This window comes from Natronoflexus pectinivorans (genome assembly GCF_004345615.1).
GTDB lineage: Bacteria > Bacteroidota > Bacteroidia > Bacteroidales > Marinilabiliaceae > Natronoflexus > Natronoflexus pectinivorans.
In genome coordinates this window covers 175,490-191,677 of record NZ_SLWK01000004.1, presented here as the reverse complement: position 1 = coordinate 191,677, position 16,188 = coordinate 175,490, and the positions used below count along the sequence as shown (strand labels likewise).

The following is a 16,188-nucleotide window of genomic DNA, read 5'->3' as shown; positions in this document are numbered from 1 at the left end:
TTAAAAAGTAACATTTAAACCAAGCACAAAGCTCCTGGATGAGATTGATGTCGTGAAATTGGAATCAAATCTTACGTCTGGATCAATGTAATCAGTTCTTGAATAAAGGAATGGGTTCATTACTTGAGCATATAATTTAAGATTTGTAATATTCCAATTGTTAATAATATTCCTTGGAACTGTATATCCAAGAGAGATGTTCCTCACTTTTACAAATGATCCGTCTACATAGTTCATAGAACTCCAGTATGTAGGCTGACCTCCATTTCCATAATCTGGTCTTGGATATGCATTGGTCGGATTATCTGACGTCCAGTAATCAATTTTTCTTGATTGGTAACGACCTTGCATATCCGGAGCAACTGTTGCTACAGTATGCCCCCATCTTGAATATACAAATACTGACATTTCCCAATTATCGTATTTGAAGGTATTGGTTATGCCTCCAGTCCATTTTGGAGCGGCAGTACCAACAATTTTTCTGTCGTTGTTTGGATCAATTGAATAGTCTCCGTTAAGGTCTCTTACACGAATGTCTCCAGCACGATAATTATGTCCATTGTCATTAAATCTCTGCATTTCTGCTGCATCTTCTAATTGCCAGATTCCGACTTTCTCATAATCATAGAACACGTTGATGGGTTGTCCTATGAAAAGTTGTCGACTAATATCATCTTCTTTTCCTTGATATAGTTCAACAATTTCTTCATTATTTCTTGAGAACGAAAGATTGGTATCCCAACGAAAGTTTCCGGTATTTATGTTGATAGAGTTTAGTACAAGTTCAACACCGCTATTTTTGGTTTTTCCAACATTGAATATAATTTGGTTATATCCGGATACAGAAGGTAGTCCCCTGTTGAGCAATAAATCGGAGGTGTTGGCCACATAATAGTCGATAGAACCTGAAATTCGGTTTCTAAGAATACCAAAATCAACACCAAAGTTCCACTGTGTTGTTTTTTCCCAACCCAGATCTCTGTTAGGCAGCGATCCTTGCTCTGCGGCTGGTCCTTTCGGATTTGAAGTTACATATCCACTTGCCGGAGTTGTACCAAACACGTATGGAATTCTAACCAGACCTCCCTGTGTTGAGTATGGCGATATGGCTGCAGCACCTGTGGTTCCCATACCAATTCTTGGTTTAAGTTCATTAAATAGGTCTACTCCCATCATAAAATCTTCTTGATGTAGTTTCCATGCAAGAGCGAATGAAGGAAAGAAGTCCCATTTGTTCCCATCTGCAAGAACAGAGGCTCCATCCCATCTTCCTGATACAGTTACCAGGTATCTGTCAAGGAAAGCATAATTTATTCTTGCCATGTATGACATGAGAGTTGATTTGGAGTACCATGATCCCCAACCGTCAACTTCACCACGGTTTGTAGAACCTAAATTGTACCATAGCTGTGAACTGTATGGTAAATCGGTTACTGTGTTGTCAATCCCTTCATTTCTTGACATGGATGAACTTTGAAGTAATGTTACCCCAATATCATGTACATTGTCAATGTTTGTATTGTAGTATAAGAGATTGTCGAAAGTCCAGGCAATCCATTGGTTCTTTTGATATCTTGCGCGATCAGTGCCTGATCCGGTACCTCTGGTAATAGATAGTGCATCATTGTATTCACCCGAACGGTGATTTCTAAAGTCAGGACCAAAATTGGCACGATATTTTAAACCTTCAAATAATTGAATTTCTGCAAAAAAGCTACCCAGGGTTCGTATTGTTGTACGCTCGTTTGTCACCATGTCTCCTTCACGGATTGGGTTTACAATATTTGCATCCCCACCTGGATTGTAAAGGAAATTTCCGTTATCATCGTATGGTACGGCAAATGGTAACATTCCTTTTGCAGCATCATAAATTGTGCGGGCACTCCTTGTTCCTCCGGTTGTGTATCCATAGTTTTGAATTGCATAACTTCCGGTAATATTCCCACCAACAGTCAGCCAATCATTTGGGCTGAATTCAAGACTTAACATTCCTGTATATCGGGTATAATCCTGTCCAACATTGGTTCCCTGTTGATCTAAGACGCCTGCTGACATATATGTCTTCATTCTGTCAGTACCCATGCTGATGCTTACGTTGTGGTCTTGTGTAATTCCTGTTCTTTCAACAAAATCTGTCCAATCTGTAGTTGGAATGCGGCTTCCATCATATACCGGAACTTCAGTTACTCCATATCTTGCTTGTTCTTCAGCTGTGGCTGCTCGCATCTGTGGGACTCTGTTAGCGCGATCAATCCAGGAATAACCCTCGGCAATATTATTCCAAGCGTGAGGATCAGCTCCGAAAATGGCATAATCTTCGCTCGGGTTTGGAAATGGAGTTGAGTACTGTCCAAATGTTCTGTATGCTTCCCTTCGGAATTCGGCATACTCATGTGAGTTGAAATTATCAGCCAAATCATTGATTCTTTCAAAAGACAGGGTTCCATGATAATTCACTTGTGCAACACCAGTCTGAGCACGTTTTGTGCTAATTAGCACAACGCCATTGGCTCCTCTTGAGCCGTATATTGCGGTTGCTGAGGCATCTTTAAGAATTTCAATTGAGTTAATGTCATTTGGATTTATGGCTTCAATACCGCCAGCTGCCAAAGGGATTCCATCAACTACAAAAAGAGGTTCGTTGCTTGCTGTAATAGAACGGTTCCCACGAATTCGGATAGACCCAATTTCGCCTGGTCTTGCGCTAGATGTAATGTCTACTCCAGCAGCTCTTCCTTGTAATGCTTGCAAAGGGTTTTGAACAGGCATACTTTCAATTTGAGCAGAAGTTACTCTTGAAACAGAACCTGTGACATCGCTTGCTCTCACTGTACCATATCCAACCACAACAACTTCATCCAATCCCAATACATCCTCCTCCATCATCACATTTATTGTCGTTCTTCCTTCAATGGTAACTTCCTTGGTTCTAAATCCAATAAACGAAAACACCAATACTCCATTCTCGGGTGCTTGTATGTTATAGTTCCCAAGTGCGTCAGTTATTGTTCCTGTTGCGCTCTCTTTTAGTACCACTGTTACTCCAGGGATCGGTTCATCAAACTGATCTACCACCCTTCCGTTAATTGTAATGGTGTTCGATTGTGCAAATATTGCCATGGGTAGAAGCATAAGAGCACAAACCACCACTCCTTTTAGAAATGTTGATCGAAGAACCAGAGAACCCGGTTCCCGGAAGATTTCCAAAAATCTCCAAAGTTTCAGTTTTTCCTTTTTTTTCATGATGATTTTGAATTTAATTAGTAAAAAATTAAAAGTTGATCGATTTATGGTTTGTAACGGCTTTGAAAGTGAACAAAAAAAACAATATATACATAATAATGGTTTTTTGTTAAAACAAATCTATGTGTATTCACAACATTTAACAATGCACATTTTGATCATTTATTTAAACATTTTGATACATATTTTAATTCCGTAATTAAGGAAATGCTTAGTTTAATTGAAGTTATAACCTGAGAAGCGTTGTACTTTATATTTGTGTATATAAATATTTCATATAATGATTAAAGTATACAGATAACGAAATAGATAACCAGACATGTTATTACAAAATATTCCTGTTTGAAAATTTGTTTAATTTGATAATAGATTAAATATTGTTTCGACTTAAATAGTCAATAGTTTAATTTAATTATGAAAGATATTGAATAATAGATTATAAGTAATAATTAGAGAAAGCTATCTTTGTTTTAGGTGTTCAAAATCATGTTTGTATTATTTGATCGTCATTGTTTATGGAAATACTATTTTTTTTTATGACTAAATACCTACCTTTATGTAGGTATTTAGTCATAAATTAATTTAACATAAAAAAGTTGTGGAGGTTTTATTTTGAAGTGACAAATTTTGTCTTTCAAAATCATGATTATGCAATCCTGTTAGTATGTAAAATGGCTTTATGTTTAAATATTTACTGACTTCCGAAAAATTACGTCTGTTTGTGATAGATTTTAATTGTTAAGGGACGAAATGAAAATTAAAGAGGTTAGTTTTGTCGTAATTCAATATAATGCTTAAGTAGAAGTTTATTTTATAGGAAATATCAACGACCAATGATGGAATTAGATAATAAAAGTTAAATTTGTTATTTGCATTTTCGTAAATATATAGAATTCCTTAATTTAATTTATACCCAAATAATGATTTCCACTTATCGCCCATTATGCATGTGGACTGTTTTATTGTTCATTTGCGTTGTTTTTTCTTGCAAAAGATCTCAATCACCAGCTCCCGGTGAATCTTTACCTGAAGTAATTTATTCAGAAGAAATTGTTCGTGAAATAAGTTTTGTTACATCCGGTGATGTGCGATCCAGTGACATTGTCCGAGTTGTATTTAATAATCCCATTGTTGATGAGGAAAAGATTGGATCAACTCCGGGCAACGTATTTACTTTTAATCCAAGGGTAAGAGGTGACGCGGTATGGACAAGTGCTCATACATTGGAGTTTCAACCTGAGAACGGATTACCTTCAAGAACAGTGATTAAAGGGGTGCTTAATCTCCAACAACTTTCCGATGATTTTAAAGAAAAAAAACTCGAGAATTTGGAGTTTTATCTGAATGTGCTTGGGCGTAATCTTTCAAATTTCTCAGGAACTCTGGAGTTAATTGACAGAAACGAACCCAAAGAGCTGATTTATCGTGGTGTAGTTCTGTTTTCAGAACCTACTGATTTGGATGTTCTTAAGAAATCTGCAAGTCTCCAAGGGGATAAGGAAATTAAGTTAAACTGGAGCCGCTTAAGCGATACACAATTTCAATTTGTATCTGATAAAATCATTAGAACAGACAGAAACAGAAGATATACGTTTTCCATCAATCGCAGAGATCTTGATTTGTCCGAAAACTACACAGAGACCTTTGAAGTTTCTCCATTGAAAAAAATGGTTACAGGTGAATTCAGAGTGGATGAATCCGGCAGAAGTGCCGCTGTTCGAATTGGATTCTCTGATGAGCTTGATATTGATCAACATATGGATGGTTTAATTTCCATCGAACCAGATGTAGATTTCCAGGTTCGAAAAATGGGAAATATGCTTTCCATTGATGGCGGGTTTAAGTTCGGGAGCAGTTATAAAGTGACCGTTCAGCCAGGTATCAGAAGCCGATGGGGAACAGTGACAGATTCTAAAGTTACTCGTGAACTAAGATTCTCAGATATTCCGCCACAGTTGGAGTTTGCATCCGATGGGGTCATTTTGCCTCAATCTAATCAAAAACGGGTACAGTTTTATACGACTAATCTTAAACGGGTTCACCTTGAGGTAAAAAAGGTTTATACCAGCCAGATTGGAGCCTTTTTGAATTCTTCTCAACTGAGAAGCGAAAGAAACCGAAACAGGGGTTTTGGTGATCATTATTCCGGCTCAGTTGGGGTAATTGTAAAAAACCAAACCATTGAATTAGCCGATAAACCTAACGAATGGGTCTTGAACGAGTTTGACCTTTCTGAGTTATTTTCTAAGTACGACGATGGTCTGTTTCTCATCAGAATCAATTTTAACCCCGGTGACGTCAGTCAACCAATCGAAGGAGATATTCTTGACTACATAGATGAGAAAGGTCAGATATATAAACCTGTCTTTTTAAGTGACCTTGGTATTACGGCGAAGGCTTTAGATGGGAGTGTGGTGGCTTTTGTTACTGATATTCTTACCGGAAAACCTCTATCAAATATCAATGTGGAATTGCTTAATTACGGAGGGAGTATAATCCAAAATGGTCGAACCAATCAACAGGGCGTAATACGGTTCGAAACTACCGGCTATTTTTATTACATCACAGCAAGAAGGGGTAAACAAATTTCTGCCATAAGCAGAAATGAAATGAAGTGGAGTAATTCCGGATTTGACGTGGGTGGTATTTCAGAAAACCACCACGGAGTGCGTGGTTTTATTTACACTGAAAGGGGTGTTTATCGTCCAGGAGATTCCATAAATATAGGGTTTATTGCGAAGAACAGGGATAATACATTTCCTGCAAACCATCCTGTGAGTATTACTGTTCGTAATCCTCAATACCGAATTGTACATGAACAAACCCAGGTAAGGTCAACCGATGGGATGTATGTGTTTTCAATGCAAACCGAAGAGAGTGCTCCCACGGGAACATACAATGTTCAGATTAATGCCGGTGGAGCTCATTTTTACGATCAATTAAAAATTGAAACAGTTGTGGCAGAACAGTTAAGAGTTCAGGTTCGTCCTGCAAAACGTACTTTTAACTGGAACGACCGGGTTATAGGTTTCGATGTGGATGTGCAATACTTATTTGGTGCACCGGCACCAAATTTGCAAACCGATGTGAATATAGAGGTTCATCCTCATGAAATGAAATTCCCAAGGTATCTTAACTATAATTTTTCCAGAGCTGATGTGGATTTTCGCTCTTTTACGCATAATGTACTTAAAGGTAGGTTGGACAATGACGGAAAACTTAAAGGTGAATGGATACTTCCTTCTTTGGGCGATGTTCCATCTGCTTTAAAATTGAAAATATCGGCAACAGTTCTTGAGCAGGGAGGCCAGCCAAACGAAGGATGGAATGTTTCCGATTTGCATGTTTACCCCGGATATGTTGGAATTCAGGATCCGAGCGGATACGGTTATCACCAAACCGGTTCGGAGGTTCGTTTTCCTGTAGTTTTACTTGACCCGGATGGCAACAGGCTTAACGGCAGACAGTTGAATTACAGGGTGTATCGAAACGACCGCCGATGGTGGTATCAATATCGTGATCGCCGCAGCTATCAGCTTAAATATAAGGAGGATACTCAAACATATATTGTTTCAGAAGGATCATTAACTCTGGGAGATGGGTTGAATCATGTCAGTTTTACCCCGTCTGAAAATGGGGAGTATCTCATAGAAGTGATGGATGGTGGAAATGGCCATGTTTCTTCTCTCTTTTTCAGTGCTTACAGATATGGAGGCATTCCCGGAGGGGATATGAATGAAGGAACTCTCTCTTTAAAATCTGATAAACAGGTGTATTCTTCGGGTGAGACAGCTCGCATTATGTTGCCAAATCCGAAACAGGGAAATGTGCTGGTTACTTTAGAACGAGGTCGCAGAATGTTGGATTGGTTTTGGGTTGATCCATCCAAAACTTCCGGCGACGAGCTGGTGATTGATATTCCTTTGAAAAAGGATTATCTGCCGAATGTTTACGTTACGGTATCGGTTATTCAACCTCACAGTCAAATGGTTAATGATCGTCCAATCAGGATGTTCGGAATCATTCCGTTACGTATTGAAGATGCTGAAACAAAAATTGAATTTGATATTTCTACAAAGGAGGTGCTTTCACCCAACGAAGATTTTGAAGTGGTTATAAGCACCAGAAACCGCCAACCGGCACAGTTTACCATAGCTGTGGTGGATGAAGGATTGCTCAGCTTGACACAGTTCAGAACTCCAAATCCATGGCGTGAGTTTTACAAAAAGATTGGCCTTTTTGTGGAGACATTCGATATCTTCTCGCATGTGATGAGTGTTAACCGCGACGATGTCCTTCAGACTTTTTCCATTGGAGGTGCCGATGACTTGGATTATCGTGAATCGCAACTGGATCCTGTTGACGGAAAGCGTCGTTTTGAGCCTGTGAGTATGTTCAAAGGGCCAATTAAAACTGATAGCAGAGGCCGGGCTACAGTGAAATTTCACATGCCTAATTATAACGGGGCTGTCAGAGTGATGGTGATTGGTACCGAAAAAGGAAGTTTTGGCCATGCCGAAAAAACCATCCCTGTTCGCTCAGACATCATTATGCAGGCGAATATGCCTCGGGTTCTCAAGCCTTCCGATGAGTTTGAAATTCCTGTTTCTCTGTTTAATATGGTTAGTTCGGTTCGGCAGGCTCGCTTCACAATACGCACCGAAGGGCCTCTCGAAGTTGTTGGCAACCAATCTGTAGATGTAGATTTCAGCAACAGCAACGAAGCTTTAATAAAGTTCAAAGTAAGAGCCAAAGAGGAAATTGGCCAGGCTAAAATTGTGCTCGAAGGTGTATCAGGAGATATTCGTGTTGAGAATGAAACCAATATTCGCGTAGTACCTTCATCGGTGAGGGTTTATGATAAAAAAACCGAACGGGCTGAAAAAGGGTCAACCATTAGAATGAGAGTCCCTGCGGTTGGGGTTGCCGGCACAAACAACGCCTCGCTGGATATCAATATTTTCCCAAACATGGATTTTGACCACCGACTTCGTTGGCTTATCAGGTATCCGTATGGTTGTTTGGAACAAACCACGTCGGCTCTTTTCCCTCAGTTGTACCTTAAAAAGATGGGCTATTTTAATGCCGAAGAACGAAATAGTATTGATGAAAACCTGAATGCCGGCATTAATCGTTTGCAGCAATTTATGCTGCAAAACGGTGCATTTGCTTATTGGCCTGGAAACACCACAGCATGTGAATGGAGCAGCAATTACGCATCTCATTTCTTAGTTGAAGCGAGAGCATTAGGTTATTCTGTTCCCGATTTTCTTTACAATAATGCCATTAATGGTATGGAATCGCAAGCTCGAAGACACCAGGGACGTCTTACCACGCGAGCCTACAGGGCGTTTGTTTTGGCATTGGCAGGGCGGCAATCTATGGCCGAAATGAACATGCTGATGGAAAATGAACTGGATAAACTCAACAATGCCAGCCGTTGGATGTTGGCTGCTGCTTACCATCTGGTTGGTGCTGAGAACATCAGGGACAGGATTCTTGCCGACGCGGGAACAACCACAGAAATTTATGAACCTTTTTATTACAATTTTGGAAGCAGCCATCGCGATGATGCTATTATTCTCTATTGCGCAACATTAATGAAGATGGAGAATGTTGCAGGAACCATTGCCGAATCAGTCGCCGCAGTTTTGTCCGGTACGGATTTTCTGAGTACTCAAAGTTCTGGGTATATGCTTTTGGCTTTGGGGCGATATTTCGACTCCATTGGATTGGATGTTGGAGGAGACCAAATAATTACAGGCCATGTACTTTTAGCCGATGGAAGAAAGATTGAATTCAATAAAAAGGGACGAACCGTTATCCCCATCAGGGATAACTTTAACCGAGACATTGAAATTCATCTTGCCGGCAGTTCTGATGTGGACCAGGTGTTTGCAGGTTTATCGTGGAACGGTGTGCCATTGAAGGATGAAAGTGAACCAGTTGCCAACAATCTGAAACTGGAAGTGAATTGGTACGATGAAAACGGACGTCTGATTAATCCCGGCTCTCTCAAGCAGGGCGATACGTTCTACGGGCGTTTTACCGTGAGTAACAGCAGTCCGTTAAGCAGGGTTTCTGAAATTGCTTTAATGCAGATTCTGCCTTCGGGGTGGCAAATTGAAAACATCAGACTCAATAACACCGTATTGCCTGAATGGACTCAAAGGTGGAATCTGAACAAGGAGGTTTACCAAGACATTCGGGATGACAGAATTATGTGGTTCTTTGATTTAAGGGAAAGAGATTCGTTGGATTTTGTGGTCAAGTTGAATTGCGTCACCGCAGGCAGCTATTGGTTACCGGGAACTTTGGTCGAAGCCATGTACAATAATGATTTTAAAGCTACCACCAGCGGTAGAAAGGTTTATGTTGAAGCTTTTGAAAAGGATTAAATATTGGCAGTGGCCGGCAATTTTATTGTCGGCCATTACCTTCTTCTGGTTCTTGATTCCACCATCGTCGCCAATATTTAATGACGATTACAGCACCGTAGTATTATCAGAAAACGGATATCTGCTGCATGCTTTTCTGAATAAAAGCGAGCAATGGCATTTTCCACCGGATACTTTTCAGGTGGAGGAAAAATTAAAGACAGCTGTTATTACATTTGAGGATGAGTCTTTTTACTCTCACATTGGAGTTGATTTCAAAGCCATGTTTCGGGCAGCGAGGGATAACTTCAGGTATGGAAGGGTAACCAGCGGAGCCAGCACAATTCCCATGCAGATTGCGCGTATGCGCAATCAAAGGCCAAGAACTTATTTCAATAAATTGCGTGAGTCTCTTTTCGCAATCAGGTTAGCCATTCATCACTCACGTGATGAATTGTTGAGAATTTATCTGGACCATGCACCATACGGGGGCAATGTGGTTGGCTACCGAACTGCTTCGTTGATGTTTTTCGATAAACCGGCCGATGAATTGACTTGGGCAGAAGCTGCAACTTTGGCCGTATTGCCAAATGCTCCGGGATTAATCTATCCATCGGAAAGATCTACGGCTCTATTGAACAGACGCAATCAGTTGCTTCATAAACTTCATGAAAAGGGACATATCAGCGAGCTTACTCTTCAGTTGGCATTGCTTGAGCCTGTTCCACAGCGGTTTCACCGTTTTCAGTCGCATGCTCCGCATCTGGCATTTCGCTTAAGGCGAAATTACCCGGAACGACACATTTTACCAACAACTGTAAACGAAGAGTTGCAAAAAAAATGCAACCAATTGGCGTCCATGTACCGCCATCGGTACGGTTCTTACGGGATTCATAATTTGGCCATCCTTGTAACCGATACGAAATCAGGAGCTGTTAAATCATACGTGGGATCACCCGATTTTTTCGATTTTAACCATGGAGGCCAAGTGGATGGTGTGATGGCATGGCGTTCCAGCGGGTCAATACTTAAACCGTTTTTGTACGGTTTAAGCATAGATGAAGGGCTTATTTCACCCGAAAGTTATATTCGCGATTTGCCGACCTATTTTGATGGTTTTTCACCCCGAAATGCCAGCCGAGAATATAACGGTGTGGCAACGGCACGCGATGCTTTGGTGCAGTCGCTTAATATCCCGGCAGTCAGGTTGCTGAATGCCTATGGTTTATATCAGTTTTACAGTTTTCTGGAAAGTGCCGGAATGAGTACGCTTTTTCGGACGGCAGATGACTATGGGCTGCCGCTGATTTTGGGAGGTTCGGAAGTTACCATGTGGGAAATGACTAAGCTTTATCGGGGTTTGGCCAATGAAGGGGTTTTTTCAGATAATTATGTAATTCAGGGAGAGAAAAATACGCAATCAGTAAGGTTAATGAGTCCCGGCAGTTGTTATCTCGTACTTGATATGTTGCATGACTTGAAAAGGCCCGGAAGTGAATATTACTGGTATCATTTCAACAGTGCACGGCCTTTTGCCTGGAAAACCGGAACCAGCTATGGGCACAAAGATGCATGGGCCATTGGGGTAAATCCGGATTATACCATCGCTGTATGGGTAGGAAATTTTAATGGCGAAGGAAACAAGAATTTAAGCGGAGCCACATCTGCCGGAGCCATATTGTTTGATGTTTTGCAGTCGTTACCTTTCAGCAGAGAGTCAGCCTGGTTCCAAAAAAACGACATAGACTTTCGGCCACAAAAAGTTTGTAAATTATCCGGTTTCCGGGCAACTGAAGCATGCCCCGATTATGTGATGATGGACTTGCCATGGGGGATGAAGCCTCTGAAAACTTGTGATTATCATCAGTTTAAATTCTTCTCTGATGATGGAAAGCACCAGACGTGTTCAAGGTGTTGGAGCGCAACAGGCAGCAACCGGAAGCCGGTATTGATTTATCCCCCTGATGTGGCTTATTACCTGAGAGCAAAGGGACAATTCATTGAACCTGTTGCCGGACATTATCCCGAATGTCCCGCCTATCGTGCTGATGAGGCGGTACAAATCATATACCCCGACATGGAAGCCAAGGTTTTTCTTCCACGTGATTTTGACGGCAAAATTCAACCTGTTATATGCCGGGCCGGACATGTCTCAACCAGTTCCAGAGTCTATTGGTATCTGGACGATGAATATCTGGGCGAATCCACAGGAGAACATCGCAAGAGTGTTGTCTTTAAAAATGGCTGGAATACACTCAAAATAATTGATGAATCGGGAGCATCTGATTCACGCAGAGTTTTTGCCACGATGAGGCAATAGAACTGCTACTGCTTTAGTTGAACTATTTGAGATGCGAAAGATCAATGTTTTCTTTAAATGTGCCCGAGAAAATTATTGGATTATCCTCCTCACTGATGCTTTTTCTTAACTGGGTAATGAATTCTAAATCTTCAGGTGATATTTGGTCTCCATCTATGCCTCGGTCAATGCTTTCAATGAAATCCATAGCTGAAACAGAGAAATTAAATCTGTTACCGCCTGAGGGAAAAATTCTCCACAAAGGGAGGGATACTCCCAAATATTTAGCAGATAATCCTCTTGAATCAAAAATTTCCCTGGTTTTTAAATTTATCACATAAAAATTTCCATGGCTCATTGTAATACTGATGCTGTTAGCTTCGCTGTTGGTCTCATGTTTAAATTGATTTTTGTAGAGATACAAGTAATCTTCTGACAGATAAATGTGCTCTGTATATTCGCCTTCAGTCACATTGCCGGACTGCCTCTTCTTTTCAATGATGGGAACAAAAAGCGGCGTCATCTCAGTTTCGTTTATTTGGTAAATCGTATCTGATGTGCGAGGGCGGTATACAATATTGTTTGATTTTGTTTTCCTGAAGTCTGCCGATATACCGGTAAACTGCAACCGGGGATTATCTAAAACTTCACGTTTGGGTCCCTTACTTACATCTCCATTTAAGGAGTATATCAGATAATGATGTTCAGAATTAGAGTAAACGCTTGGCAGTAATGCAATCATGCTGTCATTCAGAAACTGCATAGCATCTGCAAAAGTAGGGGTAACGTTTTTGATGGGGGTTACAAACTCTCCCTTATCTAAATCATATCTGTAAATAAAGTCTTTATTGCTATCGTAAATGATTAAAAATCTTTCAGATTCATCAACATCCCAGGCTCCTATATGGTAAAATTCTCCCGGACCTTGCCCTGCGCGCATAATTTCACCAATAAAAGTACCATCAGAAGTAAAGTGTAAAACGTTATTTCTCTCAAAGCAGATGATATGTTTTTTTCCTGCAAAACCACGGAAATGACTAACTAAGCAATCATTGCGGGTTTCCAGTTGTGTCATCTGAATGTCTTCAGCTATTTCTGTTAAGGGTAAAAATATGGTGGAACCAGGTGCCGACAGGTCAATGGTTAAATGATTATTCTGATCACTACTCGGTTTTTTATTGCACCCGATTTGTAATGAAAATACAACTAAAACGAATAGAATAAGTTTTTTGGTCGATCTTTTGAATGGATGTTTCATTGAGTTAGAATTGTTAAGGTTTGAAAATGTTTATTGTATCAATCGGTATGACTGTATATTCGCTTAATTTGGGTAAATCATTCTGAGTTTAATATGTTTCGTTCGTAAATATAGAAAAAACTTGGATAGAGTAGAATTGAGAGTGAAAATTTATTAATGATTTTAACACTGCTGTCCGACTAAGATTTTTTTTAATAATATTCATATAATATATTTCTTGCTTCGCTCGAAATGACAAGCTGTTACGTTGTGAGCGGAGAAGGGGTTATTGCGGCGCCGCCGCAATAACCCCTTCTCCCGCTTTGACCTCCTGAAAGTTTTGTCATTTCGAGCAGAGTGAGAAATCTATAATAATTAGTCGGTCAGTAGTGATTTTTTTTCTATATTCATTGTGTTTTGAAAAGCATCATTATTCAAATCGTTATTTCCCGCTATTAAGATGTTTTGTCATAATTGTCACGTAATAAAGATCTTGGTTATAAAATATTCGGACTATAGTGATTTTATCCTAAATTAAACATCGGTCAACTTGATTTTGTCATGTTTTTGCTTTAAAATGCATTTATTTATAAGAATCTAATCTTGATTTCCGATAAATTAAAAGACACGAGAGGTTTGATTTTCATATCGAATGCAAAAAAATGCTATTAATCAACAAGTTTCTTTCATTAACCGGCATTTGATCTACGGGAAACTCTTAATCTCTACTTTTTCTCTTCTTTAAACCATTCAATATGTCAGATGATATTCAAATATGGCCGGGAAAGCCTTATCCCCTTGGAGCAACTTATGATGGCGAAGGGGTAAACTTTGCTCTTTTTGCTGATCATGCACATGGAGTGGAGTTATCTCTTTTTGATGCTGCCGATAAGGAAATCAGAATAAAAGTAGTTGAACGAACCCATAATCATTGGCATGTTTATTTACCAGGTATCAAACCGGGGCAACGTTATGGATTTCGGATTCATGGAAATTATGAGCCAAAAGCCGGTCACAGGTTCAATCCCAATAAGCTTTTGCTTGATCCTTACGCAAAAGCCATTGATGGTGTCATAAATTGGAATGATGCGTTGTTCGGTTATGAATTTGGGCATAAGAAAAAGGATCTTTCTTTCAGCATTGCTGATAGCGCACCTTATATTCCAAAGTCAATTGTGATTGATGATGATTTTAATTGGGAGAACGACCGTTCTCCCAAAATTCCTCTTCACGAAACCATTATTTATGAGATGCACGTGAAAGGGTTTTCCAAACTATCAGATAAAATTCCTGAAAAACTGAGAGGAACATATGCCGGGGTGGGACATCCGGAATCCATTCGATATTTTAAGGAGTTGGGGATAAATGCAGTGGAGCTGTTGCCTGTGCATCAATTTGTGGCCGATCGCCATTTGGTGGAGCAAGGTTTAACCAATTACTGGGGATATAATACCATCGGTTTTTTTGCTCCCGATGCCAGATATTCAGCTTCGGGAATGAAAGGCGAACAGGTTTGGGAGTTTAAGCAGATGGTGAAGGATCTTCATGCTGCCGGGTTAGAAGTGATTCTCGATGTGGTTTATAACCACACCGGTGAAGGAAGTCACACCGGGCCAACGTTGAGTTTTCGTGGAATTGACAATGTTTCATACTACCGCCTCATTGAAGAAAAACCGCGTTACTATATGGATTACACTGGAACCGGAAATACCTTAAATACAGTTCATCCTAATATTTTAAGGGTCATCATGGATAGCTTGCGCTATTGGGTTCTGGAGATGCATGTCGATGGTTTTAGGTTTGATCTGGCTCCGGTTTTGGCTCGTGAATTTGATGATGTGGATAAATGGGGGTCGTTTTTTGATGTGTTACATCAGGATCCTGTCTTATCGCAGGTGAAACTGATTGCCGAACCCTGGGATTTGGGTGAAGACGGCTATCATGTGGGTAACTTTCCGGCGGGATGGATGGAGTGGAATGCTCAATATCGTGATTGTATGAGGGATTTCTGGAAGGGAGAAAACGAAATGCTGCCTGAGTTTGCCAATCGGTTGACAGGCAGTTCCGATCTCTATTTTGACAATTGGCGAACACCAACAGCCAGCATCAATTTTATTACAGCTCACGATGGATTTACGCTATTGGATTTGGTCTCTTATAATGAAAAGCATAACATGGCAAATGGTGAAAATAATAACGATGGCGAGAGTCATAACCGGTCATGGAATTGCGGTGTTGAGGGGCCAACAGATGATATAAACATCAATAACTTACGAAAACTACAGGTGCGTAACTTTTTAGCAACCCTGTTTTTATCGCAAGGCGTGCCTATGTTAGTGGCCGGAGATGAGTTAGGACGCACTCAACACGGAAACAACAATGCCTATTGTCAGGATAATGAGTTGAGTTGGATTAACTGGGATAAAATGGATAAGGATTTACTCTCATTTACCTCCAGACTAATTCATTATCGCAAAAAACATCCGGTTTTTTGCCGTCGTCAATGGTTTAAATATCAACCCATAAAAGGCAAAGATGTAACAGATATTGAATGGTTTACCCCCAATGGCATAGAGATGAGCGATGAGCACTGGAATTCATCTTATGCAAAATCTCTGGCTGTTTTTCTTTCAGGTTATGGAGTGCGTGCAAAATCCAAAACCGGCGAGAAAGTGGTGGACGACAGTTTTTATCTCATGTTTAACTCATACCATGAGCCATTGACCTTTAATCTGCCAACTGAAAAATGGGGCGATAGCTGGCTGAAAGTGATGGATACTTATGACGCTTTTTTTGATGAAAATGGTGATGGCTTAAGTCATAAATCAGGAAGCGAAATTGTTGTACAGGGAAGATCCGTTGTCTTATTTTGTCATCCACTTTAAGAGACTGGTTAAACTTTAATTGGAACTAATTCGAAAGATTTTTAGATTTAAGATTTATAGACGGATAGACAAGAATGTAAAGAGAGAACTATTCTTATGGATCTTTTTTATCTGCCTAATCCCGAATATCTCGGGAAAAGTCTGATG

The 16,188-nt window shown here is 40.1% G+C and carries 5 protein-coding genes; 3 read left to right on the top strand and 2 right to left on the bottom strand.

Annotated elements, in window-relative coordinates; translation table 11 throughout:
• Positions 1–3,243: a SusC/RagA family TonB-linked outer membrane protein gene (locus EV194_RS07475; protein WP_132433417.1), complete on the bottom strand. Its 3,243-nt coding sequence runs from the start codon at positions 3,241–3,243 to the stop codon at positions 1–3.
• A 920-nt stretch (positions 3,244–4,163) separates the two neighbouring features.
• Between EV194_RS07475 and EV194_RS07470 the strand changes: the two genes are divergently transcribed.
• Positions 4,164–9,641 carry an alpha-2-macroglobulin family protein gene (locus tag EV194_RS07470; protein ID WP_132433416.1) on the top strand — a complete coding sequence of 1,826 codons (5,478 nt, stop codon included), beginning with the start codon at positions 4,164–4,166 and terminating at the stop codon, positions 9,639–9,641.
• Positions 9,580–11,940: a penicillin-binding protein 1C gene (pbpC, locus tag EV194_RS07465; RefSeq protein WP_132433415.1), complete on the top strand. Its 2,361-nt coding sequence runs from the start codon at positions 9,580–9,582 to the stop codon at positions 11,938–11,940. Before EV194_RS07470 ends, pbpC begins: the two co-directional genes overlap by 62 nt.
• A 22-nt stretch (positions 11,941–11,962) precedes the next feature.
• On the opposite strand, the gene EV194_RS07460 is transcribed toward pbpC, so the two are convergent.
• A complete protein-coding gene (locus EV194_RS07460) occupies positions 11,963–13,177 on the bottom strand; it encodes a 6-bladed beta-propeller (protein ID WP_132433414.1) in 1,215 nt (404 codons plus the stop codon).
• 734 nt (positions 13,178–13,911) lie between these two features.
• On the opposite strand from EV194_RS07460, the gene glgX reads away from it, so the two are divergent.
• Positions 13,912–16,041 carry a glycogen debranching protein GlgX gene (glgX, locus tag EV194_RS07455; protein ID WP_132433413.1) on the top strand — a complete coding sequence of 710 codons (2,130 nt, stop codon included), beginning with the start codon at positions 13,912–13,914 and terminating at the stop codon, positions 16,039–16,041.
• Positions 16,042–16,188: the final 147 nt, after the last annotated feature.